Genomic DNA, 25042 nt, shown 5'->3' with positions numbered 1-25042 from the left:
TATATTGAAACTTACTATAACACAAAACGCATACACTCTGCCCTTGGCTATCAATCTCCTAGAGCCTTTGAAAAAAAATCCGCTTATTCTCTTAACTAAGTGTCTAGTTTTTCTTGACAACTCCAATGTCGATCAGGCACTCTTTTTATACAATCACTACTTCTCTTTTTGATATGTTTTTGTGTCTCTTTTTTTCCTTTTTTCTTCAGAATATTCTAAATTAGAAATTGATTTTTGAATTTTTTGTGTCTCCTGTAAAGTTCGCTGAACTTGTAAGAATGATTCTTCTTTGGGTAAATTAATTTTACTTAGAATATCGCTATTTTGATAAAAATTTGGTGCATTTACAAATTCTGGCATAAAAAATACCTACTTTCTAGTTAACGTTCCGGAGTAAGTCGCAATAATTATTTCCAGCTGATTTATAACTTTGTAAATACATACCAATAACCATTTCTTTTTTATTTCCAATTTCGTGATTGAGGAGGTCTAGAAGGCCAACCAACTTTATCAAAAATCATCATTCCTGTCACTCGTATCGTTTTAGAAGCTGCTCGTGAAAGTAATGGAGAAACTGTTAAATAATTTCAGTAACAGTTAAGTCATTAGTTGGGTTGCCAATGGCTACTCCATCCTTATCTAAAGGAGTTAATTCTATCTACTATAAGTAGTTGGTTCATTTACACTATCAGCAAATGTAGGGATTGTAGATCTAGCTACACTAACGCCAATAGTTAAAAGACCTAAAGATAAAATAAACTTGTTTTTCATTATGTACCACCTCGGAACCTAAGCATAGAAAAAGCTTTCCATGCTTAGGTTTTAACAGATAAATCAAGTTATATATTAGAAAATTCATAAAATATATTTTTAATGTCATAATCGTTTAATTTTTCTGGATTGTCATTTATTTATAAAAGGTATTCCCATTTAAAAAGAAAAGTAACAACTAACTTTCGGAGAAGTGTCGAATAGTAGTGTACCGTTTATTTTTTATTGTAATGGGAAGAATAGTTATTTTTTAGGTGAAGCAATAGTCGATCGAGTAATCATGTGCAATCTTTTTCTCAATAAGATCCCTAGATAAGCCGCTGCAGTTCCTTTGATCAGTTCTGGGAGTAGGAAGGGAACGAACCCACTTAAAAATGCCGTTTGGATCGATAATCCACCACTGATTTTCAACCAAAATGTGCCAAAAATCAAAGCAATCACAGAACCTAAGAGATTTGCAATAAAAGCTTGTGGATAATTTTCGCCCCATTTTTCAATCAGCCAACCAATCAGCAGGGTTTGAAAAATAAACCCAATCAAATATCCACCAGTAGGGCCAAATAGGACACCAATCCCACTAGTCATGCCAGAAAAAACAGGTAAGCCAATCAATCCTAACAATAAGTAGATAAAGACGGCTATCGTTCCTGTTCGTTTACCAAGGAAGGTGGCGGTCAACCCGATCGCAAACGTTTGGCCTGTTAAAGGAATGATACCTAAGGGGATGGTAAATTGTGAGAGGGCAGCGATAATCGCTGCAAATTCAGCCGCAAGTATAAGTTCTTTCAAAGATTTTGTCATAAGTTCTCCTTTTTGTTAACTTTATATTTTTTATAGGTTAACGAAATTGTACGTTATATACATAGAATTGTAAAGAGAAAAATGAAAATATGTTGATCCTAACCAATGAAACGGATTCAGAACTATTTAAACAAAAAACAAGCCGAATAGGAGAAAAAGAACGTCTTCCCAAAATAGCAGTTTTTTAAGCTAACTTTTTGGATCGTACTTCAAAAGCCAACTTCTTGAAATAAGTCTGAATTTTTCAAAACATGAGGAGCTGTTTCGAAAAATCCATTCTTATTGTCGGCGGAGCTGAACGGGCTTTTTCACAACCTTATCTACGGTGTTTAAAGAGCTGACTTTCGGCGTTAGCTTAAAAAAATAAAAGATATGAGAAGCTGTTTTCTATTTTTCTTCTCTAATGCTCAAGCCAAAGCGCTCTTTTCACAGCCTCTAAATAAAAAAGCCCAACTACCGAAGTGGTAGTGGGCTCGTAAACCAAAACTTTTGAAATTATAGGCTTTGGTTGTAGTATTCAACGACAAGTGCTTCGTCGATTTCTGGATATAGTTCGTCACGTTCTGGTAAACGAGTTAATGAACCTTCCAATTTTTCAGCGTCAAAGCTTACAAATGCTGGGCGTCCAACAGTTGCTTCAACAGCTTCTTTAACTGTTACGATATTTTGTGATTTTTCACGAACTGAGATCACTTGACCCACTTCAACGTGGTATGAAGGGATATCAACGCGTTTGCCATCAACAGTGATGTGGCCATGGTTAACTAATTGACGTGCTTGGCGACGAGTAGTTGCAAGACCTAAACGATAAACAACATTGTCTAAACGTTGTTCTAGTAAGATCATGAAGTTAACCCCGTGTTTACCTTCTTTGATTTTGCTAGCTTTAACGAACAAGTTACGGAATTGACGTTCGTTCATTCCGTACATATGACGTAGTTTTTGTTTTTCAGTTAATTGCATACCGTATTCTGATTGTTTACCACGGCTATTTGGTCCATGTTGACCTGGAGCGTAAGGGCGACGTGCTAATTCTTTTCCTGTACCTGATAATGAAATACCTAGGCGACGAGAAATTTTCCATGATGGTCCTGTATAACGAGACATTAAAATTTCCTCCAATAAATAAATGTAGTTTTTGGAGTAAAATAATCCGATGAAAAATTCATAATCGTGTAGTCCGTTCTTCAATCTTCACCTTTGCAGCCGCGGTTACACAATTGAACCCGAATCGGGGCAACGAACTAGGGACGTATTATTATTCTTCTGCTGCATTATTTTACACGAATTCCAGTATAAAGGAAATCACTTGGTGATGTCAAGTGAAAAAGCTTCTAAAAACGCTTTACAAACGCTTCTGCACTCTATAAAATAAGGAGGTATATGCCAAAAGCATGAAAATAATTGAACAAATCAAAGGAGAAAAGAGATGAACCCAGTATCACCGTTGTTTGAAAAGATCGATGCCTCGATCGAAAAGAAAGTCGACTTGTTCGACAATAGTTTTGCACGTTATGCACTACGCGCCATATTTGCTTGTTTATTTTTAACATTAGGAACAGCTGTGGCTTTTGCAATCGCAATGAAAGGCGAAGCAATCGCTCACGGACTTGGGAAGATCCTTTATGCATTTATGTTTAGTTGGGGTTTGGTAATGATTTTGTACATGAATGCAGAGTTAGGGACTTCGAATATGCTTTATATGACAGTTGGTGTTTATCGTAAGCGCTTGAATCTATCGAAAGCACTAAAAATTTTATTTACTTGTATTTTGTTTAATCTGATCGGTGGCTTGTTGTTTGGATTTTTGATTTCTGCTACTTCGCCATTTCAAAGTTTGGCATTGGACAATTATATGTTAGAATCAGTTGCAACGAAACTGACAAAGCCAACGATGACGATTTTGGTGGAAGCAATGTTTGCAAATATCCTAGTCAATACAGCTGTTTTGATCAGCATGCGTATGAAGGATGATGCAGGTAAAGCATTAACGGTTGTGTTCATTATTTTCATTTTCTCATTTTTAGGTTATGAACACGTGATTGCGAATTTTCCTGCTTTTACATTGGCTTTCTTTGCTTCAGGAGGGCAAATGGATGCGATGACGCTAGGCAACATCGTACATAATTTATTGTTTGCCTTGCTTGGAAATTATATAGGAGGCGGACTAGTCATGGGGCTAGGATACGCTTGGTTGAATCAGTCTAAATCAGCTTATGTGGACTGACCCCTTCGAAAGGAGGAGAAAAATTGGAGAAGCTTGTTTTTCCAAAAAATGAAGAGAAAGCTAAACAGATGGAAGACTATATGCGTAATCAGTTTTTATTTGCCGGCGTGCCAAAACCAGAACGAGCAAATCTGCAAAAAAAATTGTCGCTTGATAGTAAATGCCTATCTGTTTCAGAAATTATTGCTTTGGCTGACTATTATTATGGTCAAATCGAAAGAGAGTATCAGTATTTAGCCATCGATTTAGTCCAACGTAATGTTCAACGTTTTACTTTTGATGAGTTGCGGGCATTGATAATGCTTGTAGAAAGAAAAGAATGGTGGGACAGTATTGATCTATGGCGGAAAGTTTACAGTACATGGTGCCTTCACCATCTAGAGCAACTGGAATCAGTTTTTGTTGTTTTTGCGCAACAAGATGATTTTTGGTTGCGGCGTATCGCTATTACGCTACAATTAGGTTTTAAAGAAAAAACGGAGACACAGCTACTTGCAAAAGCAATCGAAGCCGACCGTATGACCAATGAGTTTTTTATCCAAAAAGCAATTGGGTGGGCTTTAAGGGATTATAGTAAAGCAGACGCAGATTGGGTAAGAGAACAATTAGCAAAAGATTTGAGTCCTTTGGCAACAAGAGAAGCAAGCAAGTATTTATAAGAAAGAGAGACGACAAAAAATGAAACGCAAACTATTTGCATTTGATATTGACGGGACATTGTTGGACACGAATAAACAAGCACTAGATAGCACGAGAGAAGCGCTCGATAAATTACGAAAAGCAGGTCATTTAGTGACGATTGCTACGGGACGTAGTCGTTTCCATGCACAGGAAGTGATCCGTGACTTAGATTTTACCAACTATATTTTATGTAATGGAGCTGCAGGTTTTTTAGATCATGAACAAGTCTACAAAAACCTTTTGGATCGTGAACAGTTAGACCGCTTTGTCGAAGAAGCACATAGTGAGAATATCGATACGGCATTTGTTAGTCTAGATAATATCAAGCGCTCTTCTTCGAATAATGTCGGAGTAATGGAAGAGGCAATGCATTCATTTGGCGCCGTTTTGCCTGAGCTGGATCAGTATTTTGTCGAGGAACAAGAGATTTACCAAGCTTTAGCCTTTTTTGATAAAAACTATGATGATCGTTTTGCTGATTATGATAAGATCCGTTTTGTACGTTGGCATGAAAATAGTGTAGACGTTGTTCCTCATGACGGTTCAAAAGCAGCGACGATCGTACATTTAGCTGATCAAGTCGGTATTGCGCAAGAAGATATCATTAGTTTTGGTGACGGACAAAATGACCGAGAAATGTTGCGTATGTCAGGAATCGGAGTAGCAATGGGAAATGCTGCGCCAGAAGTCCAAGCAGAAGCAAAATTAGTCACAGATACAAATGACCAAGATGGTATTTGGAAAGCGTTGAAAGAATTGGCTTTTATTTAGTCTATCCCTACTGATTATTCGAATGACGAGTCAAAAGTTAGTTTTGAGAAATTGAAAAGAAAAACGAACAATACGTTTTTGTATTGCTCGTTTTTTTTTTGAAATTTCCGAAAAACCTGGCTTTTGGATGCTGTTTATTCGAGAGTCTGTGGCAAAACTGATTTTTAGATTTGTCCTACATTCTTTTTCGACAATAAGAAAGGGTACCATATAGATACTTTTGACTCAGGTTTTAAACAAGAATAAACGGTGACGGAAGAAGAAAATCATCTTGATTTCTCAGAGCAAAACACTTCTGGATCGGCCTCAATCGTAGGGTTATAAGCTGTATTTCTCTAGATATGCTTGACAAATTGATCGTTTAGTCGAAGCTTTTTTTCGTGTTGCTGTATGTTAAACGTTTTCTCGGTAGTAGATGCTGAATAAATTTACTTTCTCAAATTAAGATATGAATAAAGCTGGTGTATTCTTTTAACTAAATGTTTTAGTGAAGGTGGGAAAAGGGTTTGTCTGTACGTCCACGGGGGGGATTTATGTAATCAGTGGCTCGGTTTTATGGGGAGCATCTGGGAGCGTCGACCAATACTTTTTTGAAAAAAATGCTGTTAGTACAGAATGTATTGTTGGTCTGTGGTTGTTAGGTGCTGGTTTTTTAATGTCTTTATGGGCTACGCAACGAAAACAGTTGACTCAACTGTTCAGTCGGCCGAAAGATATAGGTCATGTGTTGTTGTTTGGTTTTGCTGGTGTTGTGCCATCGAAATTTACTTATTTTATGGCGATCCGCTTGGGTAATGCCCCGACCGCCACTATTCTGCAGTTTCTAAACCCGGTTTTTATTCTGCTTTATTATTCGATCCGTCAGAGAACAGCGCCGCGACGAATTGATCTTTTATCGATTGTTTTATCGATTGCAGGGATCTTTCTGTTGGTGACTCATGGTAGTTTGAACCAGCTCGTTTTGTCACCTTGGGCTGTTTTCTGGGGGATCATGGCTGGGGTTTCAGCAACTTTATACACCTTGTTACCGAGAACCCTTTTGCGGACGTATGATGCTACCTTAGTAACTGGCTTAGTAATGTTAGCGGCTGGAATTGCTCTATTGCCGTTTATTTTACGGGAGTGGTCGTTGCATTTATCAAGATCGAGTATTCTTTCTTTGGCCTTTATTATTATTTTTGGTACATTGTTTTCTTATTTGTTTTATCTCAAAAGTTTGCAGTTTATCGATCCCACTACGACAGTTTGTTGAGTTCGTTTGAACCGTTAACGCCACTTTTTTATCTGTTTTATTCTTGAACACGTTATTTGATTGGTCTTCTTAGCATTTTTTACTTTGTTTTCAGAAGGTAAAAGTAAAGCATAGGAAATTCAATTATGGCAACACACGATCATATGATTTTTACTAGGAGTGAAGGATCATTGAATGGAGAGAACTAAAAGAATGTGGGGCATGTTCTAAATATAAATAAACTGCGGGAGCATAAGCAATTCCTACATAAATAAATAGAAAGCACTTGGAGTGAAACACTTCTGTCCCAGCCTCTTTTCTTTCTTCTATAAAACAACTATAATATAAAGTGACGTTAAAAGAGAAGAGGAAAAAGTGTGCGGGTTTTATTTATTGGTGATGTAGTAGGTTCAATGGGGCGAGAAATGATTACAGAGTATCTTCCTCGATTAAAGAAAAAATTTCGACCACAGGTGACGATTGTCAATGGGGAAAATGCGGCTGCTGGAAGAGGGATTACAGAAAAAATTTATAAGAAGTTCTTACAAGATGGTGTAGATGTGGTCACTATGGGGAATCATACATGGGACAATAGAGATATTTTTGAGTTTATTGACCAAGCGAAAAAAATGGTACGTCCAGCTAATTTCCCAGAAGGAACACCAGGACAAGGGATAGTATTTGTCAAAGTCAACCAGCTTGAATTAGCAGTTATCAATATGCAAGCTCGTTCTTTTATGGTGGATCTAGATGACCCTTTCCGTAAAATAAACGAATTGATCGAAGAAGCAAGAAAAAGAACGCCAATTATTTTTGTTGATTTTCATGGGGAAACAACCAGTGAAAAACAAGCAATGGGTTGGTTCCTAGATGGAAAAGTTTCCGCAGTCGTTGGAACACATACCCATGTGCAGACGAACGATGCGCGTATCTTGCCTCAGGGGACGGCTTATCTGACTGATGTTGGTATGACTGGTCCGTATGATGGAATCTTAGGTATGCGACGTGAACCTGTTATCGAGAAATTCCTAACTGCCCTACCTAAACGTTTTGAAGTGGTAGAAAACGGCAGAGGGATTTTGAGCGGTTGTTTGTTAGAGATCGATGATGTGACTGGAAAAGCAAAAACGATCGAATTGATCCAAATCAATGAAGATCGGCCATTTTTAGAATAGAGAGTGAGCGAATATTGCTAAAAGAAGCGAACATTCAAAAAGAAGTAGACAAGCTTATGGAACAATTAAGTCTGAATGAAGTAATCATCCGCTACAAAGAACTAGAAATGAAAGTACAACAGAATCACTATCTAACGCAACTTACAGAAGAAATCCAAAAAGCACAAAAAGAAGCAGTGAACTTTGCGCATTATGGCAAGAAAGAAGCGGAAAAAGAAGCGATTGCACGAGCGAATGAGCTGACTGAAACAATGGATCAGCATCCGCTTGTCTTGGCTTACCGCCACCAACTGGTTGAAGCAAACGACCTTTTACAACATTTGACGAAGATGATCCAAGAGGAAATCAATGAATGGATAGAGGAGGAAGAGCATGCCTCAAAAAACTAAGAATACTCCGATGATGGAACAATATTTAAGCATCAAGGCTCAATACCAAGATGCTTTTTTGTTCTATCGTTTAGGTGACTTTTATGAATTATTTTATGAAGATGCTATCAAAGCATCACAAATTTTAGAATTGACGTTAACGAGTCGCAACCGAAATGCAGATGATCCGATTCCGATGTGTGGCGTGCCACACCATGCAGCCCAAGGGTATATCGATATTCTGATCGAAAAAGGCTATAAAGTGGCTATTTGTGAACAAGTCGAAGATCCCAAGACAACTAAAGGAATGGTCAAACGTGAAGTAATCCAATTGGTCACTCCAGGAACAGTCATGGATAGTAAAGGTCTTTCGGCTAAAGACAATAATTTCTTGACAGCTGTAGTGAATGATGGAACTGATTTTGGATTTGCCTATGTTGATTTGAGTACGGGAGAATTAAAAACAGCCCATTTACATGATGAGGAAGCTGTTTTAAATGAAACTTCTGCTTTGCAGACCAAAGAACTTGTTCTGGGAAATAAAATCAGCGAAACACTTTCTGAACAATTGAAGAATCGTCTAGGTTTAGTTTTTTCAAAACAAGAAACAAGTGAAGAAAATGCGGAATTTAGTTTTTTGACAAGTGAATTGAATGATCCGCTTGAAAAAGAAGTGACTGGCAAATTATTGACTTATTTAGCAGTTACACAAAAAAGAAGTCTCTCACACATCCAAAAAGCAGTAGAATATCAACCCGATCATTATTTAAAGATGGACTACTATTCAAAATTCAACTTGGAACTAAGTCAGTCTATTCGGACAGGCAAGAAACATGGGACACTCTTATGGTTGCTGGATGAGACAAAAACAGCTATGGGTGGTCGTCTGTTGAAACAATGGCTAGATCGTCCTTTGATCCAGTTGAAGCAAATCAATGCACGTCAAAACATGGTAGATTCACTTTTAAATAGTTATTTTGAAAGATTGGATCTTCAAAGTGCCTTGACGAAGGTCTATGATTTAGAACGCCTAGCAGGAAGAGTGGCTTTCGGGAATGTCAATGGGCGTGACTTGATCCAGTTGAAAACTTCATTAGAACAAGTACCGTTACTTCGTCAGTTGATTGAAGGCATCAATGAAGGACAATGGACAGAACTATTAAAAGAAATGCAACCGATGGATCAATTGGTACGTCTGATCGATCAAGCGATCCAAGATGAACCTCCTTTACAGATCACTGAAGGAAATGTCATTAAAGATGGATTCAATGAACAATTGGATACCTATCGTTCAGCAATGAAAAATGGTAAGCAATGGTTAGCAGAGTTAGAAGCAAGAGAACGACAAAATACAGGAATCAAAAACTTAAAAGTTGGCTTTAACCGCGTTTTTGGTTATTATATTGAAATCACGAAAGCCAATCTTGCGAACACTGAACTAGAAAAGTATGAAAGAAAGCAAACATTAGCGAATGCAGAGCGCTTCATAACCCCTGAATTGAAAGAATTAGAAACACAGATTCTTGAAGCAGAAGAAAAATCAGTAGATTTAGAATATCAGTTGTTTTTGGCAGTAAGGGAAGAAGTGAAAAAAGCCATCCAACCATTACAAACACTTGCCAAGGCTATTAGTACAGCAGATGTTTTGCAAAGCTTCGCTACCATCAGTGAACGCTATCAATATGTGCGCCCTGAAATGGTTACAAACCGTCATGAACTAGTGATTCAAGAAGGACGCCATCCAGTAGTCGAAAAAGTTTTAGGACATCAAGAGTACATCCCGAATAGTGTGGAGATGGCAGAAGATGAAATGATCTTGTTGATAACGGGACCAAATATGTCAGGTAAAAGTACGTATATGCGGCAGTTGGCATTGACTGTTCTAATGGCACAAATGGGTTGTTTCGTACCCGCGCAAAAAGCCATCCTACCAGTATTCGATCGGATCTTTACTCGTATTGGGGCAAGTGATGATCTTATTGCTGGCCAAAGTACATTCATGGTTGAAATGATGGAAGCAAACCAAGCATTGCTCCATGCTACATCGAATAGCTTGATTCTATTTGACGAGTTAGGTCGAGGAACGGCAACGTATGATGGTATGGCATTAGCCCAAGCAATCATTGAGTATATCCACAAAAACGTACAAGCAAAGACATTGTTCTCTACACACTACCATGAATTGACTGTTTTAGACCAAGAATTACCTCAGTTGAAGAATGTCCATGTGGGTGCGGTGGAAAAAGAAGGGGAAGTGGTCTTCCTCCACAAGATGATGGACGGACCCGCAGACAAAAGTTATGGGATCCACGTAGCGAAAATTGCTGGCTTACCTCCTAAATTATTAGAGCGGGCAGCCAAAATTTTAGAAACTCTAGAAGCAGGCGATACTATCCATCGTTCAGTTGCTGTCGAGGTTGAAGCGGCGTCAAGTAAAGAAATCTCGTATCCAGAGGCTAACACGATACAAGAAGAGCCAGCAGAAACACAACAACTTTCATTGTTCAGTGAATTAAGTGAATCAGAAACAGCTGTTATCACCGCTTTAAAACAAATGAACCTTCTAGAAATGACGCCGATGGATGCATTGAATCAATTATACGAACTAAAAAAACAACTATAGGAAGAAGGCGTTGAGATGGCAAAAATTCAGGAACTATCGGAACGATTAGCCAATCAGATCGCAGCTGGTGAAGTTGTCGAACGGCCAGCATCCGTGGTAAAAGAACTCGTTGAAAATGCCATTGATGCCGGAAGTACGCAAATTGATATTTTAGTTGAAGAAGCAGGCTTGAAAAAAATCCAAGTCATTGATAATGGCGAAGGTATCTTGACTGAAGATGTGGAAAATGCGTTCAAACGCCACGCTACAAGTAAGATCCATAGTCGTGATGATCTTTTCCGCATCCGTACGTTAGGGTTTCGCGGAGAGGCGCTTCCTAGTATTGCTTCCGTATCGTTGCTCACGATTGAGACAGCAAACCAAGATGAAACACAAGGAACCTACTTAGAATTGAAGGGCGGAGAAGTAATAGAGCATCGTCCGGCGCCACTAAGACAAGGAACAAAAATCACCGTTGGCAATCTGTTCTTCAATACACCTGCACGGTTAAAATATGTAAAAACATTGCATACGGAGTTAGCCAATATTGGCGATATCGTCAATCGCTTAGCTTTGAGCCATCCCACGATTGCATTTCGTTTAGTCCACGACGGCAATAAAATGTTGGCAACAGCAGGAAATGGAGATCTAAAACAAACGATTGCGGGGATTTATGGATTAGCTACAGCAAAAAAAATGTTGAAAATCGAAGCGAACGATTTAGATTTTGAAGTCTTTGGGTATGTTTCCTTGCCAGAAGTTACTCGTGCAAGCCGAAATTATTTATCGACGATCATCAATGGCCGCTTCATCAAGAATTTTTCATTAAACAAAGCAATTGTGGCAGGTTATGGCTCGAAACTAATGGTTGGCCGTTTTCCAATTGCTGTTTTAGAAATCAAAATGGACCCGTTATTAGTCGATGTCAATGTCCATCCTACAAAACAAGAAGTCCGTTTATCCAAAGAACAAGAACTGACAGATTTGATTGCTCAGGCGATCCAAACAGCACTATCACAAGAAAACTTGATTCCTAGTGCTGCAGACAATTTAAGATTTAAGAAAAAAGTACCGGATCAACCAAAAGCTGAACAAATTGAGATTGATTTATCTTATGCGTTTGAAGAGCAGAAACCAAAAACCCCGCAAAGTTTGGGTTACGATCAAGCGACAGGCGCATTCTATGTTTCTGAGGAAAAGAGTCCAGTTGTGAACGATTCTGTTGATAACTCTGTGGAAAGTGTTGAAAACAATGAGGGATTTTCTGAAGAAACAGGGGATTATCCAGAAAAACAGAGGGAAACGGTGGATAAACCTGGTGATACTGTGGATAACTTTGTAGAAAAATCAGTGGATAAGTCTGCAGATGAGTTATCCACTGTGGGCAACTTTTTAGAACAAGAAGTTCCTGGTCAAGATGTAGCGGAAACTGTGCACGAGGAAGAACTAGCTTTACATCCAGAATTTGATTTAGGGAAAAAAGATCGTGGATTGGAGCAAGCAATCCAAAAACTCGAGACTGAAAAGGCAACACAACGTTTTCCTCAGTTGGAATATTTTGGACAAATGCATGGAACATATCTATTTGCTCAAAGCAAAGAGGGGCTCTATATCATTGACCAACATGCCGCTCAGGAACGGATCAAATATGAATATTTCCGAGAAAAAATCGGGGAAGTCACAGATGATCTTCAAGAACTGCTTGTTCCTTTTGTTTTAGATTACCCGAATAGCGACGCATTGAAATTAAAAGAGCAGAAACCTGTACTTGAAGAAGTCGGGATTTATTTAGAGGAATTTGGCCAAAATAGTTTTATTGTTCGTTCACACCCAACTTGGTATCCAAACGGGGAGGAAGAAGCGATCATTCGAGAAATGATCGATATGTTATTGTCCACTGGAACGGTTAGTGTGAAGAAGTTTCGTGAGGCAACGGCAATCATGATGAGTTGTAAACGATCGATCAAAGCGAACCATTATCTAAATGAAGCACAGGCTAGGGTACTGTTGAACGATCTTGCCCAATGTGAAAATCCGTTTAATTGTCCGCATGGAAGACCAGTATTGATCCATTTCACTAATTCAGATATGGAAAGAATGTTCAAAAGGATCCAAGATCCACATTAAGGCGAAGAGGGGAAAACAGATGAAAGTTGTTTTGGCTTCACAGTCACCAAGAAGAAAAAAATTACTAGGACGATTGGTTTCCACATTTGAGGTTCAACCTGCTGATATCGATGAAACGCCATTTGAAGGGGAAAACCCTAAACAATATGTACAACGAATGGCTCTTGAAAAAGCGAACGTTGTTAAAAGTAAACAACTACCAGATACAGTGGTCATCGCAAGCGATACGACGGTGGTGCTTGAAGACGAGATCATGGGTAAGCCTGAGAATGAGGAAGAAGCGCAAGAGATGCTTCGAAAACTAAGTGGCACGACCCATGATGTCTATACAGCAGTCGTTCTAACAGATCATCAAAAAGAAGAAAAAATCTTAGCACATGCGGCAGTTACTTTCTACGATCTAACAGATGCAGAGATCGCTGCTTACTTAGCAACTGGTGATTATGCTGATAAAGCAGGCGCATATGGTATCCAAAGCCTGGCTGGTGCGTTTGTCAAAGCAATTAATGGCGACTATTACAGTATTGTAGGATTTCCCATTGGTGCCGTCAATCAAGCACTGAAAAAATTTAACTGAAACTAAAAAAGACGCATTGTCAAAAGATAGTGGTAATGAGAAATTTTGGAATAATGGCTATTCGTCAAATCGTATTAATGCAAATTTGTATAAAACTCACGATGAATGTGGGACAAATCTAAAAATCAGTTTTGCTACAGACTCCGGATAAACGGCGTCCAAAAGTCAGGTTTTTCGGAAGTTTCTCAAACCTAAACGACTTTTGTCTCGAACTCATTTTATTTCCAAAGATTAGTCCTTGTTGCATATAGATGTCAAATTCATTCTAAAGAATTTAAAGATGTCTTTTCTATACTTTTGAATCATAAAAAATGTTGGCGAACTTCACCAACATCAAAAAGTATAGAGCTAAAAAAATGAGCCAAGTAACCTCGTTATGCAGTGGTTATCTGGCTCATTTTGTCTTACTTGATTTTTGCTTTTCCGACTTGTTCACCGTGGCGGACAAGTCCTGTTTGATCGAGTGATAATCCAGCTACTTTTTCATTGTTAGTTAGAACAACGAGGATATCGGTCTTTTTCCCTGCTTGCTCAACCGCAGCTAGATCCATTTCAGCTAAACGTGTATTTGGTGTGACAAGGTCGCCTTCTTTCACGTGTACAGTGAAAGGTGCTCCTTTTAACTCAACCGTATCAAGCCCCATATGAATAAGAACTTCAAGACCTGCATCACTTAAGATACCGATAGCATGTTGTGTTTCAAAAACGCTAGTGACTCTTCCGCTGACAGGTGCATACACATTGTTGTTTGAAGGTTCGATCGCGTATCCTTCACCCATCATTTTTTGAGAAAAGACAGGGTCATCAACTTCGATGATCTCTTTAACTGGTCCATCTGCTACTGCAAACAATTCTTCAGTAAGAGCTACGCTAGTTGTTGCTGTGTTGACTGGTTCGAACTGTTTTGGAGCAACAGTATTGCCGTCTGCTGTTTGTAATTGGATGTTTGATTCAGCAACAGGTACAGCTGGATCAATTTTATTTAAAATGCCTTGACGTCTAAAGATGACAGTCAAACCGAAAGGAACAATGACTGCAATGACCATTGCAATGATGAATGGTACCCATGCTTGTGCTTGGATAGCTAAGATGCCAGGTAGGCCTCCTACACCGATAGCATTTGCACGTACACCCATCAAGTTAGCAAACATCCCTGCTAGACCTGACCCAACCATTGCTGCCACAAATGGATAAACATATTTCAAGTTGATCCCGAACATTGCAGGTTCTGTTACACCTAAGTAACAAGAGATCATTGCAGGAATAGAGATTTGTTCTTCTTTTTTATTTCCTCTGTGTAAGAAGATGATTGCAAGTACAGCTGAACCCTGTGCGATATTTGATAGAGCAATCATAGGCCAGAGATTCGTTGAACCAAAATCAGCAATCAACTGCATATCGATCGCATTTGTCATATGATGCAATCCAGTAATTACTAATGGGGCATATAAGAAACCAAATACTGCACTGAATAGCCAGCTGATTGAAGAAGTCAACCCTGTATTTACGACATTTGAGATCCAGCTACCAATTGTCCAGCCGATAGGACCTAAAATTACATGAGCTGCTAAGACTGTTGGTACCAAGGAGAATAATGGTACGAAGATCATTGAGATCGACTGTGGGATATACTTACGGAAGAAAATTTCCAAATAAGCTAACATGAATCCGGCAAGCATTGCTGGAATCACTTGTGCTTGATAACCGATCATTTGAACTTGTGCAAATCCGAAATCCCAGAAAGGAATATCAGCAGCAGTTGTAGCTACACTATAGGCATTTAATAATTGCGGTGAAACTAATGTGATCCCTAAAACAATTCCTAAAATTTGTGTAGTACCCATTTTCTTCGCGATACTCCAAGTGATCCCGACAGGTAAGAAGTGGAAGATTGCTTCACCTGGTAACCATAAGAATCCATTGACACCATTCCAGAACTGAGAATGTTCAACGATCGTTCCACCAAGACTCGCAAATTGGATACCTTCTAATACATTACGAAAACCTAAAATCAGTCCACCTACGATAATTGCAGGAATCAGTGGTGTGAAAATTTCCGCTAAAACAGCAATTGCTCGTTGGACAGGATGAAGATTTTGCTTGGCTGCGACTTTACTTTGTTCTTTGGATACGCCTTCAACGCCAGATACAGCAACAAAATCATTGTAAAATGTGGCTACATCATTGCCGATAATTACTTGAAACTGTCCTGCGTTAGTAAACATTCCTTTGACACTGGGAATATCTTCGATTGCTTTTTCGTCTGCTTTTTGTTGATCATTCAAAACGAAACGCATACGTGTAGCACAGTGACTCACAGCGGCAATATTTTCTTTTCCGCCGATACTCTCTAGTAGTTTTTCGGCATCTGCTTGGTACTTTACCATAGGAATAAACCCCTTTCTTTTTAACTTGTGTATACAAGTTGTCCATATCCATACTATACTGTTTTATTTAGTGGATTGCAAGCGTTTTATTTGAAAACGAGAAAATCTTATAACTGCTATAAAAACGATGGAGTGAATGGAGCAAGAAAGTAGCCAGAACATTGAAATCATAAAAAAGCTGTAGTATAGTTGATTAACGAATAAGAGATTTCAACTGTTTAGTGGAGGAGAAAAGAATGAATAAATTCAATGAAATTTTTTTAGATTTGGAACAAAAAATTTTGGAAAAAGAATATCCTCCCCATACGTTGTTGCCAAGTGAGAATCAATTGATCAAGATTTATGGTGTTTCACGGGAAACAATTAGAAAAGCGCTTAATCTTTTGACAACAGAAGGTTATATCCAAAAAAAACAGGGAAAAGGATCAATCGTATTAGAACGTAATCGATTTGATTTTCCAATCGCTGGTTTAACTAGCTATAAAGAGTTACAAGAAGCACAACATATTCCTAGTGAAACGATCGTGCAGACGTTAGAAGAAACAACGGTCGATCAAGCACTTAGCGATGTTACTGGTTGGGTAAAAGGAACACCGGTCTGGCATTTGATACGTCAAAGAAAAATCAATGGGGAAATAGTGATCTTGGATAGAGATTATCTATTGAAGGACGTAGTTCCTGTGTTGACAAAGCAGATCAGTGAAGGATCTATTTATGAATACTTTGAAGATGAGTTACAGCTGACGATTGCTTATGCCCAAAAAGAAATCACCGTTGAACCTGTGACAGTAGCGATAGAAGAAGCTATGGATCTAAACGGAGACAAATACGTAGTGGTTGTGAGAGGCTTAGTCCATTTAGAGGATACGAGTTGTTTCGAATATACCGAATCGATCCATCGTTTAGACAAATTCCGCTTTGTAGAGTTTGCAAGAAGACGAAAAGTATAAACCTGTAGCAAAATGAGCAGATTGTTTGCTTCTCCCTCCTTTGTCATTATGATTAAAAGACAAGGAGGCGTTTTTGATGAACGAAATTGAAAAGAAAAAACAAGAGTTAAAAGAACAAGACCCAATTTCCTATGCAGTGACACAAGAAAACGCGACAGAACGACCATTCACAGGAAAATATGATGATTTTTATGAAAAAGGGATCTATGTTGATATTGTCAGTGGTGAACCACTATTCAGCTCTGCCGAGAAATATGATGCAGGCTGTGGGTGGCCAGCTTTCAGTAAGCCAATCACAAGAAAAGATATCAAAGAAAAAGCTGATTTTTCACATGGGATGCATCGAGTAGAGGTGAGGAGCAATCAAGCAGACTCACATTTAGGACATGTCTTCAATGACGGCCCCACAGAAAAAGGTGGCTTACGCTACTGTATCAATTCTGCGGCTTTAAAGTTCATTCCTTATGATGAAATGGAACAGCAAGGATATGGCGACTATCGCTCGTTAGTTGAATGAAAGGTCTGACCATGACAAAATTATCAAGTATAATCAAGAAAACGTCTAAGGTGGACAATCAAGTGGCTTTCAGTAAAAGAATGACCAATATCTGAACTTTTTATCCACGATCAAGCGCTGTGAACGATGAAATTTGACAAGAAATGCGAAAAAATTTTTTCGCATTTCTTGTTACCTACTGGGTATAGTCACAAATTTCATTGTTTGCGGCTTTTTTCGTCGTATTTTGTTGGTCCACTTATCGAGTCCAGTACTGTTTTTGATCTGTATCCGAGATGGTGGCTAGAGATGAGGGCAGAGAAATCAACACTATCAGATTAAAACAGCCATTTCTCTCTGTTCCAAAGTTTATGTGATTTTGGATTCATATGACTTGATGATGCGGGAACAAAAATAGCGACCTCTTTTTTCAAAAGCCAAAGTGTGCTACAATAGGAGAAAATATGCGAACGTATGTGTGTGAAAGAAAGAGGATAACAAGATGTATGAATATCTGACAGGTGTGGTCACTTTTATCAACCCCTATTACATAGTAGTGGAAGCAAATGGGATTGGTTATCAAATTGCTTTGGGAAATCCTTACCGTTACAGCAGTCAAATGAACAAAGAAGTAAAAATCTACGTCCATCAAGTCATCCGAGAAGATGCGCATCTTCTCTATGGCTTCGGTTCTCTAGAAGAAAAACAATTATTCTTACGATTGGTCAGTGTTTCAGGCATTGGTCCTAAGAGCGCATTGGCTATTATGGCTAGTGACGATCATTCGGGATTGATTCATGCAGTAGAATCTGGAGATGTCACTTATTTGACGAAATTCCCGGGTGTTGGTAAAAAGACAGCTCAGCAGATGATTCTCGATCTAAAAGGAAAATTTGGCGAGTTGAGCATCGAGACGCCCTTCAATTTATTTGATGAGACTACACTGCAAGATGCAACGGCTCTATCTGAGGCAATGGAAGCTTTATCTGCATTAGGATACAGTGAAAGAGAAGTCAAGCGTGTAGAAAAACAACTAAAAGAAGTGGAAAATCAAACCACTGATGAATATTTACGTCAAGCATTGAAATTGATGATGAAAAAATAAGGAGGGCTATGAATGACAGACGAACATCTATTATCGCCTGAAACGGGTGAAAATGAACTTAGTTTGGAAAAATCCCTCCGCCCGCAGTATCTTTCGCAGTATATCGGGCAAAATAAAGTCAAACAAGAACTAAAGATCTATATCGAAGCAGCTCGTAATCGGGAAGAGCCTTTAGATCATGTATTATTATATGGTCCTCCAGGTTTAGGAAAAACGACAATGGCCATGGTGATTGCAAACGAAATGGCGGTAAATATCCGGACTACGAGTGGACCGGCTGTTGAACGACCAGGGGATCTAGTAGCGATCCTCAATGAATTAGAAGCTGGAGACGTATTATTTATTGACGAAATCCATCGGTTACCGCGGGTAGCAGAAGAAATGCTTTATTCGGCGATGGAAGATTTCTATGTAGATATCATGGTAGGCCAAGGACCGACTGCTCATCCAGTCCATTTTCCGTTGCCACCATTTACATTGATTGGCGCAACAACTAGAGCAGGAATGCTGTCGGCACCACTTAGAGATCGGTTTGGGATCATTTCCCACATGGAGTACTATGAAGAATCTGATTTAAGAGAGATCGTTATCCGTTCTTCTGATATTTTCCAAACAGAGATCATCGAAGAAGGTGCGTTAGAGATTGCACGACGTTCGAGAGGAACACCTCGTATCGCAAATCGCTTGTTGAAGCGAGTCCGAGATTTTGCGCAAGTCCAAGGCGATGGAAAAATCGATCAGCAAATCGCAGATCGAGCATTGACTTTATTGCAAGTGGACCAAGCTGGGCTAGATTATGTGGATCAAAAACTGTTGCGGACAATGATCGAATTATATGGTGGTGGACCGGTCGGACTAAGTACTTTATCCGTCAATATCGGGGAAGAACGAGAAACAGTAGAAGATATGTATGAACCTTTTTTGATACAAAAGGGATTTTTAAAGCGTACACCGCGAGGAAGAATTGCGACTGCCTACGCATACGAACATTTTGGCTACGACTATCAAGTCTGATTTTGTAGTGAATTCAATTCTTTAAGTGGAAAGATAGGAGGAATGTGGATGGGTGATACACTGCACACGAAACAATTGATAAAAACCGTGTTTATCGATCTATGTCAAGAACAGTCTCTACAAAAAATCAGTGTTCAGCGGATTGCGCATGAAGCTGGAATCAATCGTCAGACGTTTTATTATCATTTTACAGATAAATATGATCTATTACGCTGGGTCTATTATGAAGACTGTTTACACTATTTAGATCCTGATTCTCTTTCTTTAGACAATTGGGAAGAACAAGCTTTGAAAATGTTAAAAGCAATCGCTGCTCAAAAAGATTTTTATGCAAGTACAGTAGTTTCAGACCAAGAAGTAATGCAAAAAGAATTTATAACGATCATCCAGCAATCATTTATCAAGATTTTTGAAGAAATGGACGAGGAAAAGCAATTATCTTCAACAGATAAATTGTTTTATGCCCGTTTTTTCTCCTACGGTTGTAGTGGGGTATTGATCAATTGGATCACTCACGAGTATACTGAAACGCCAATGGAGATTGCGATGCAACTCTTTCGTTTAGCCAAAGATACAGAGTTGTATTCTTACCGGTTGTATGCAAAAGAAGAACTAGAAGAAAATGAATGAGGGGAGAACCTGTCAATGACTAGCGTTTTATTTGTGTGCTTAGGAAATATCTGTCGCTCACCGATGGCTGAGGGACTATTGAAAAAGCGGATTGCAGATGATGGGATGTCGCATCGATTTAGGATTGATTCAGCAGCCACTAGCACGTATGAAATTGGACGTTCACCTCATCCAGGTACGCAAGCAATCTTAGCAAAAGAAAATATTTCTACAGAGGGTATGATTGCCCGCCAAATCCAGCCACAAGATTTCCAAAAATTTGACTGGATCATTGGTATGGATCAGTCGAATGTCGAGGAACTAAAACAGTTAGCACCTGCAGATGCTCAAGCCAAAATCCATTTATTTTTGAGTAGTGTACCAGGGAAAGAAGAACAAAATGTTCCTGATCCATATTACACACATGATTTTGATGAAACCTATCAACTGTTGAATCAAGGTCTTGATTATTGGCTAAAAATATGGAGAAAAGATCAATAAAATAACAATATATATGTTGAGGTAACGCTTACTTTTTTTGGCTAGAGCAAATCATATTCTTGTTTTTTAGCTAAATATTAGGTAAAATAGACTTAATTAAGTAACACTTTCTTAGTTAAAGGAGGAGTGCATTCGATGAATGAAGAACCAGTATCACCTATGAAGAAACTGACCAAGTTAGTGACACATACGTCCTACCAGCTTTTCGATTCTTTTGTAAATGACACTGAGAAAATAGCAGAGAATGTACGTCTGCAAGGAAAGTTTGTTCTTGAACTACAAAAAGCGGCAGCGCAACACAGTTTAGTCATCTTGCAAGTCAGAGAAAATCGCATGAGTAATAAATATGAAACGATCTCGGGCTGGGTCGCAACGAAAACAGTGGAAAAAGAGCGGGTCATGATCCGTTTACAAAACCAAGAACAACAAATACGTATGGTACCAATTGAACAAATCGAAAAAATCACTAGCCTTTCACCAGCGGGAGAGCAAGAACGATTATCGAAATAAATCAAATCGAACTATGAAGAAATGATCTTTCATTTTTTCATAGTTTTTTTGTATCAAAGGATCGAATAAAAGCACAAAATATAGTAGAAATAAAAAAAGGTCCTGCTAGCCAGGGAGCTAGCAGGATAAGGAGTTAAAAATGAAAAAGTGTTGTTAGGGTTGTTTGTTGGTATGCTTATATAATACCGAGGAGTTGTGAATTTTTTGTGACGAAAGTTTTTGAAAGTTGTTAAATTTCTTTGTAAAAATTATTTCTTATTGATAAAAGTTACTTTTTTATAAGAATTGGTAATAGTTGCCATCTTAGATGATGATTTTCATTTACTAGCTCATGATAAAAGTACGTTGAAGAACGGATACTTATGAAGCAGTCGCATTATCTTGTTACTAAGGGATAGTTGTACAGCTGAGACGTATCGTTGCTAAAAAATAAGCCTGATAATCAAAAAATAGGTCACACCATTTTTAAATTATCAGGCTATCAAAGCCGATTGTTTTTTTTAAGTATCATTCATTTCTTTTGAGGAACAGTAACTTCAAAAGAAGCCTTACTCAGTTTAGTGCCGGTTCTTTTTTTATGCTACTCCAGATTAGTCCAATGATAAAACCAATGATTGCAGGAACGATCCAGCCCATACCTAATTGGAAAAATGGAAGATACTGCTTTGCATAGTCCAAGATATGTTGGGCTATAGTTGACTGTTTGATAAAGTCGGGACAAGCATTCAAACCGTCTAAAATAGAAGCAATTAACGTAAAGTACGTAGTCATTCGATAAACAGCGGGACGTTGTTTAAATAATGGCCCCGTAAGAACTAGTAAAATCAGGGTCATTGCTAAAGGATAGATGAACATCAATACAGGTAAAGAAATTTGGATGATGTTTGTCAATCCCACATTCGCCACCAAACAAGCGAGTACACTAGCCATCGTCACGAAAAATAAATAGTTTCTTTTTGGGAACAAATCAGTGAAAGTCTCTGCAAAAGCAGTGATCAAGCCGATCCCTGTTTTTAAACAGGCCAATACGACGATCAGTGCAAGTAAGATACTTCCGTAAGTTCCTAGATAATGGTCAGCGATTTGGGCAAGGGCGATTCCACCGTTTTCACTTAGCGCAAAACCACCTAGGCTCATGGCTCCTAAATAAGAAAGCAAGGTATAGATGATCCCCATCAAAACAATACTGATCGCACCAGATTTGATGGTGTCTTTTGCAATAGCAGAAGGTTTCGTGACACCCATATTGCGGATCGTCGTCACGATGATGATCCCAAATGCTAAAGCAGCTAAAGCATCAAGTGTGTTATACCCTTGAGTGAAACCAGTAAAAAAAGCATGGTCTTGATAACTCGGTTGGACAGCAGCATGTTGCACTGTACCGAGAGGATGAATAAATGCTAGTAACAATAAGAGTCCAAGTAATACTAAGAAAACAGGATTTAAAAATTTTCCTACATAATCGAGGATCTTCGTCGGCCGTCTTGAAAGCCACCAAGCAACAAAAAAGAATAGAATACTAAAAATAGCTAAAAACAAAGTTTGCTGATCAGACTGTATAAATGGGGCTAACCCGATTTCATAAGAAGTGGTTGCTAATCTAGGTAATGCGAAGAAAGGGCCGATTACAAGATAAAGCAGAATAGTAAAAACCAGTGCATACGTTTGATTGATTCTTTTAGCCAATTCATAGACGCCAGCCGTCTTCGATACGCCAATGGCAATGACACCTAAAAATGGGAGGCCGATTCCTGTTACTAAAAAGCCGAGGTTTGCCCAAAAAATCGAGGCACCTGCTTCTTGTCCCATGTGGACTGGGAAGATCAAGTTACCAGCTCCAAAAAATAAACCAAAAAGCATGGAACCGATAAACATATATTCTTTAAATGTTAACTTCTTTGTCATAAATAACTCCTTTACTTCTATTTTTTTTAAAGTAACAAAAATAATACAGATTAGCAACCATTTTCTAGATAACAGCAGTAATAAATCTTTAGATATTCCGACCATTCCGTGCTAAAATATGAGATAACTTACTAATAGGAAGTGGTCAAGTGACAAAAACAAGATTAGAAGCGTTCACGGATGGCGTCGTAGCCATTGTTTTAACAGTCTTGGTATTAGATATAAAGATCCCTGATCCGCCAGGTTTCCAGTCATTATGGGGAATTCGAAATACTCTGTTAGCTTATGGTATCAGTTTTATTTTTGTGGGAGTCATTTGGGTCAATCATCACCGTGTATTTCAAATGGCAGATAAGATCAATTATCGTGTCGTATGGGCCAATATTTTTTGGTTGTTCTGGTTGACACTTTGTCCGTCAGTCACAAGTTGGGTCGGCCGTAATCCGACTGAATTTTGGCCAGAGCTGTCTTATGTCCTTGTCTACACGATGTGGAGCTTTTCCTTTAGTATCCTGATGAAACAAGTAATGCGAGCGAATAAACCTGATTCGCATGTAGTCAAGACATTGACTAAAGACCATCGAAGTTTTTTGTCGATGTTCATCAATATTTGTCTGATCGTCGGTGTATTTTTTATTCCAATGATCGGTTTACTCGGTCGTTTCCTCGTTTCTGGTTTGTGGCTCTTATCTTACCGAAAAGCCGATGAATACTACCATATCTTTTTTTCAAGAAAAGTTGAATAAAAAAATACCTGGGAATAATCCATTAAGGAAAATCCCCAAGTGTTTTTTTATTTTTTCTCATATTTGATTCGATAGATGACCAATAAGCAAATGAACCAGACAGGTGTTAGTAACAACGCAATACGTGTATCTTTCCCAAGAAGTAGGACAACACAGGTAAAAGCCATGTATAAAAAGACGAGGTAGTTACTGAAGGGATAAAAAGGCATTTTGAATGAATGAGCTTTTTTTCCAAGTATACTTTTTCGGTATTTTAAATGAGTATAGACAAGCATGCTCCAAATGAATAGAAAACAAGTCGTTGCGATGCTACTGATCAAAGTGAAAACCTCACTAGGCATGATATAGTTCAAGACGACTGAAATAAAAATCACAATGGTTGAAAAGACTAATGCATTTCCAGGAACACGATGAGTGGTCAGCCGACGAAACCGTTTTGGGGCACTGCCTTCTTGAGAAAGGGAACGGAGCATCCGTCCAGTACTGTAAATCGCACTATTACAAGCTGAAGCAGCGGCACTCAAGACGACTAGATTAATCAATGAAGCAGCAATCGTAATGCCGATTTCTGAGAAAACTTCCACAAAAGGACTGTTGTCTGCATTTAAGCTGTTCCAAGGATAAATAGACATGATCACGAATAAAGATCCCAAATAAAAGAGAATGATCCGAATGGGGATATTATTGATTGCTTCTGGCAATACTTTTTCAGGATTTTTAGTTTCGCCAGCTACTAATCCGACTAATTCGATTCCAGCAAAAGCAAAGGTGACCATTTGAAAGGATAGGATAAATCCTTTTCCGCCTTTCGGGAAAAAGCCGCCATGCGACCAGAGATTCGAAATACTTACGGTACCGGCACTTGTTTTATAGTGTGTGATGATCATACAGGCACCTATGATAATAAAAGCGATGATCGCTACTACTTTGATCAGTGCAAACCAAAATTCTAATTCTCCAAAAAGAGAAACAGCGACCATATTCAATCCTAACAATAAAACTAAAGCAATTATCTCAGGTAGCCATTGGGGGACGCTAGGTGCCCAGTATCGGACATACATGCCCATAGCAGTAAGATCAGCCATGGCGATAGCGATCCAACAAAACCAGTAAGTCCAGCCCGTCACAAAAGCTGCTTTTTTTCCAAGATATTCTGCAATAAAATCCAGAAATGAATGGTTATTTGTATTTGATAATAAAAGTTCGCCTAATGCACGCATAATGAAAAAGCAGATGCATCCTGTGATCAGATAGGCAAAGAGGATCGATGGTCCAGCCAATTGGATCGATTTTCCTGAACCGAGAAATAGACCAGTTCCGATTGCACCACCAATTGAGATCAATTGAACGTGTCTGTTCTTGAGACCTCGTTGTAGTTCTTGTTGCTCTTCGTTCATCAGTTTACTCATCCTAACTAAAAATTTGATTACTTCAATATTAAGAGAATTTTCAAAAAATTACAACTTAGATTCAGAAATTATTCAACAA

Annotated in this window: 24 protein-coding genes; 18 read left to right on the top strand and 6 right to left on the bottom strand. The window is 38.6% G+C overall.

Annotated elements, in window-relative coordinates; all coding sequences use genetic code 11:
• Positions 1-3 precede the first annotated feature (3 nt).
• Positions 4-99, top strand: a complete 96-nt coding sequence (locus DVW83_RS16050; protein WP_375731119.1) for a hypothetical protein — start codon at positions 4-6, stop codon at positions 97-99.
• A gap of 57 nt (positions 100-156) precedes the next feature.
• On the opposite strand, the gene DVW83_RS01830 is transcribed toward DVW83_RS16050, so the two are convergent.
• The 3 genes from DVW83_RS01830 to rpsD all read right to left on the bottom strand — a co-directional run bounded on the left by DVW83_RS01830 (position 157) and on the right by rpsD (position 2679).
• Complete coding sequence (locus tag DVW83_RS01830) at positions 157-360, bottom strand: hypothetical protein (protein WP_104660188.1); 204 nt, start codon at positions 358-360, stop codon at positions 157-159.
• A gap of 654 nt (positions 361-1014) precedes the next feature.
• On the bottom strand, positions 1015-1572 hold the full coding sequence (locus DVW83_RS01820; protein WP_104660189.1) for a biotin transporter BioY: 558 nt from the start codon (positions 1570-1572) through the stop codon (positions 1015-1017).
• 495 nt (positions 1573-2067) lie between these two features.
• Positions 2068-2679 (bottom strand): 30S ribosomal protein S4, encoded by a 612-nt coding sequence (gene rpsD, locus DVW83_RS01815; RefSeq protein ID WP_005880660.1) that lies wholly within the window; start codon positions 2677-2679, stop codon positions 2068-2070.
• Positions 2680-3001: 322 nt separating this feature from the next.
• Here rpsD and DVW83_RS01810 point away from each other — a divergent pair, with 322 nt between their 5' ends.
• The 9 genes from DVW83_RS01810 (at position 3002) to DVW83_RS01770 (ending at position 13331) form a co-directional block, all read left to right on the top strand.
• Entirely contained in the window at positions 3002-3799 is a 798-nt protein-coding gene (locus DVW83_RS01810) for a formate/nitrite transporter family protein (RefSeq protein WP_104660190.1), read from the top strand.
• Positions 3800-3822: 23 nt separating this feature from the next.
• Positions 3823-4458 (top strand): DNA alkylation repair protein, encoded by a 636-nt coding sequence (locus DVW83_RS01805; protein ID WP_104660191.1) that lies wholly within the window; start codon positions 3823-3825, stop codon positions 4456-4458.
• Between the two features lie 19 nt (positions 4459-4477).
• On the top strand, positions 4478-5251 hold the full coding sequence (locus DVW83_RS01800; RefSeq protein WP_104660192.1) for an HAD family hydrolase: 774 nt from the start codon (positions 4478-4480) through the stop codon (positions 5249-5251).
• Between the two features lie 493 nt (positions 5252-5744).
• The gene (locus DVW83_RS01795; RefSeq protein ID WP_238699324.1) at positions 5745-6503 is read left to right on the top strand and encodes a DMT family transporter; all 759 of its coding nucleotides are present in this window, start codon (positions 5745-5747) and stop codon (positions 6501-6503) included.
• Between the two features lie 356 nt (positions 6504-6859).
• Entirely contained in the window at positions 6860-7657 is a 798-nt protein-coding gene (locus DVW83_RS01790; RefSeq protein WP_104660193.1) for a TIGR00282 family metallophosphoesterase, read from the top strand.
• 14 nt (positions 7658-7671) lie between these two features.
• Positions 7672-8046, top strand: a complete 375-nt coding sequence (locus DVW83_RS01785; RefSeq protein ID WP_104660194.1) for a YlbF family regulator — start codon at positions 7672-7674, stop codon at positions 8044-8046.
• Positions 8030-10648, top strand: coding sequence for a DNA mismatch repair protein MutS (mutS, locus tag DVW83_RS01780; RefSeq protein WP_104660195.1), 2619 nt, complete (start codon positions 8030-8032; stop codon positions 10646-10648). Before DVW83_RS01785 ends, mutS begins: the two co-directional genes overlap by 17 nt.
• 15 nt (positions 10649-10663) lie before the next feature.
• Complete coding sequence (gene mutL / locus DVW83_RS01775; RefSeq protein WP_104660196.1) at positions 10664-12754, top strand: DNA mismatch repair endonuclease MutL; 2091 nt, start codon at positions 10664-10666, stop codon at positions 12752-12754.
• 19 nt (positions 12755-12773) lie between these two features.
• On the top strand, positions 12774-13331 hold the full coding sequence (locus tag DVW83_RS01770) for a Maf family protein (RefSeq protein ID WP_104660197.1): 558 nt from the start codon (positions 12774-12776) through the stop codon (positions 13329-13331).
• 404 nt (positions 13332-13735) lie between these two features.
• Here DVW83_RS01770 and treP read toward each other — a convergent pair whose 3' ends face one another.
• Complete coding sequence (gene treP, locus DVW83_RS01765; RefSeq protein ID WP_137238932.1) at positions 13736-15718, bottom strand: PTS system trehalose-specific EIIBC component; 1983 nt, start codon at positions 15716-15718, stop codon at positions 13736-13738.
• 236 nt (positions 15719-15954) lie between these two features.
• On the opposite strand from treP, the gene treR reads away from it, so the two are divergent.
• The 7 genes from treR (at position 15955) to DVW83_RS01730 (ending at position 20903) form a co-directional block, all read left to right on the top strand.
• Positions 15955-16668: a trehalose operon repressor gene (gene treR, locus DVW83_RS01760; RefSeq protein ID WP_104660199.1), complete on the top strand. Its 714-nt coding sequence runs from the start codon at positions 15955-15957 to the stop codon at positions 16666-16668.
• 76 nt (positions 16669-16744) lie between these two features.
• Positions 16745-17185, top strand: coding sequence for a peptide-methionine (R)-S-oxide reductase MsrB (gene msrB / locus DVW83_RS01755; protein ID WP_081133753.1), 441 nt, complete (start codon positions 16745-16747; stop codon positions 17183-17185).
• Positions 17186-17666: 481 nt separating this feature from the next.
• Positions 17667-18269, top strand: a complete 603-nt coding sequence (gene ruvA / locus DVW83_RS01750) for a Holliday junction branch migration protein RuvA (protein ID WP_104660200.1) — start codon at positions 17667-17669, stop codon at positions 18267-18269.
• A gap of 12 nt (positions 18270-18281) precedes the next feature.
• Positions 18282-19283 (top strand): Holliday junction branch migration DNA helicase RuvB, encoded by a 1002-nt coding sequence (gene ruvB, locus DVW83_RS01745; protein ID WP_005875281.1) that lies wholly within the window; start codon positions 18282-18284, stop codon positions 19281-19283.
• A gap of 48 nt (positions 19284-19331) precedes the next feature.
• Positions 19332-19913: a TetR/AcrR family transcriptional regulator gene (locus DVW83_RS01740; RefSeq protein ID WP_005875283.1), complete on the top strand. Its 582-nt coding sequence runs from the start codon at positions 19332-19334 to the stop codon at positions 19911-19913.
• Positions 19914-19928: 15 nt separating this feature from the next.
• The gene (locus DVW83_RS01735; protein ID WP_104660201.1) at positions 19929-20393 is read left to right on the top strand and encodes a low molecular weight protein-tyrosine-phosphatase; all 465 of its coding nucleotides are present in this window, start codon (positions 19929-19931) and stop codon (positions 20391-20393) included.
• A gap of 135 nt (positions 20394-20528) precedes the next feature.
• Positions 20529-20903 carry a hypothetical protein gene (locus tag DVW83_RS01730; RefSeq protein WP_081133757.1) on the top strand — a complete coding sequence of 125 codons (375 nt, stop codon included), beginning with the start codon at positions 20529-20531 and terminating at the stop codon, positions 20901-20903.
• A gap of 552 nt (positions 20904-21455) precedes the next feature.
• Here DVW83_RS01730 and brnQ read toward each other — a convergent pair.
• Positions 21456-22808 carry a branched-chain amino acid transport system II carrier protein gene (brnQ, locus tag DVW83_RS01725; RefSeq protein WP_104660202.1) on the bottom strand — a complete coding sequence of 451 codons (1353 nt, stop codon included), beginning with the start codon at positions 22806-22808 and terminating at the stop codon, positions 21456-21458.
• Positions 22809-22957: 149 nt separating this feature from the next.
• Here brnQ and DVW83_RS01720 point away from each other — a divergent pair, with 149 nt between their 5' ends.
• Positions 22958-23554 carry a TMEM175 family protein gene (locus tag DVW83_RS01720; RefSeq protein WP_104660203.1) on the top strand — a complete coding sequence of 199 codons (597 nt, stop codon included), beginning with the start codon at positions 22958-22960 and terminating at the stop codon, positions 23552-23554.
• Positions 23555-23601: 47 nt separating this feature from the next.
• Here DVW83_RS01720 and DVW83_RS01715 read toward each other — a convergent pair whose 3' ends face one another.
• A complete protein-coding gene (locus tag DVW83_RS01715; RefSeq protein ID WP_104660204.1) occupies positions 23602-24951 on the bottom strand; it encodes an amino acid permease in 1350 nt (449 codons plus the stop codon).
• Positions 24952-25042 lie beyond the last annotated feature (91 nt).

The organism is Enterococcus sp. VV15, from assembly GCF_005236045.1.
Lineage (GTDB): Bacteria > Bacillota > Bacilli > Lactobacillales > Enterococcaceae > Enterococcus_B > Enterococcus_B durans.
This window is presented reverse-complemented; position numbering and strand designations above follow the sequence as displayed.

Excerpts from the sequence above, each read along its gene's own strand:
- DVW83_RS01830 (WP_104660188.1), bottom strand. The coding sequence starts at position 360 with ATGCCAGAATTTGTAAATGCACCAAATTTTTATCAAAATAGCGATATT.
- DVW83_RS01820 (WP_104660189.1), bottom strand. The coding sequence starts at position 1,572 with ATGACAAAATCTTTGAAAGAACTTATACTTGCGGCTGAATTTGCAGCG.
- rpsD (WP_005880660.1), bottom strand. The coding sequence starts at position 2,679 with ATGTCTCGTTATACAGGACCATCATGGAAAATTTCTCGTCGCCTAGGT.
- DVW83_RS01810 (WP_104660190.1), top strand. The coding sequence starts at position 3,002 with ATGAACCCAGTATCACCGTTGTTTGAAAAGATCGATGCCTCGATCGAA.
- DVW83_RS01800 (WP_104660192.1), top strand. The coding sequence starts at position 4,478 with ATGAAACGCAAACTATTTGCATTTGATATTGACGGGACATTGTTGGAC.
- mutS (WP_104660195.1), top strand. The coding sequence starts at position 8,030 with ATGCCTCAAAAAACTAAGAATACTCCGATGATGGAACAATATTTAAGC.
- mutL (WP_104660196.1), top strand. The coding sequence starts at position 10,664 with ATGGCAAAAATTCAGGAACTATCGGAACGATTAGCCAATCAGATCGCA.
- DVW83_RS01770 (WP_104660197.1), top strand. The coding sequence starts at position 12,774 with ATGAAAGTTGTTTTGGCTTCACAGTCACCAAGAAGAAAAAAATTACTA.
- treP (WP_137238932.1), bottom strand. The coding sequence starts at position 15,718 with ATGGTAAAGTACCAAGCAGATGCCGAAAAACTACTAGAGAGTATCGGC.
- treR (WP_104660199.1), top strand. The coding sequence starts at position 15,955 with ATGAATAAATTCAATGAAATTTTTTTAGATTTGGAACAAAAAATTTTG.
- msrB (WP_081133753.1), top strand. The coding sequence starts at position 16,745 with ATGAACGAAATTGAAAAGAAAAAACAAGAGTTAAAAGAACAAGACCCA.
- ruvA (WP_104660200.1), top strand. The coding sequence starts at position 17,667 with ATGTATGAATATCTGACAGGTGTGGTCACTTTTATCAACCCCTATTAC.
- ruvB (WP_005875281.1), top strand. The coding sequence starts at position 18,282 with ATGACAGACGAACATCTATTATCGCCTGAAACGGGTGAAAATGAACTT.
- DVW83_RS01740 (WP_005875283.1), top strand. The coding sequence starts at position 19,332 with ATGGGTGATACACTGCACACGAAACAATTGATAAAAACCGTGTTTATC.
- DVW83_RS01735 (WP_104660201.1), top strand. The coding sequence starts at position 19,929 with ATGACTAGCGTTTTATTTGTGTGCTTAGGAAATATCTGTCGCTCACCG.
- DVW83_RS01730 (WP_081133757.1), top strand. The coding sequence starts at position 20,529 with ATGAATGAAGAACCAGTATCACCTATGAAGAAACTGACCAAGTTAGTG.
- brnQ (WP_104660202.1), bottom strand. The coding sequence starts at position 22,808 with ATGACAAAGAAGTTAACATTTAAAGAATATATGTTTATCGGTTCCATG.
- DVW83_RS01715 (WP_104660204.1), bottom strand. The coding sequence starts at position 24,951 with ATGAACGAAGAGCAACAAGAACTACAACGAGGTCTCAAGAACAGACAC.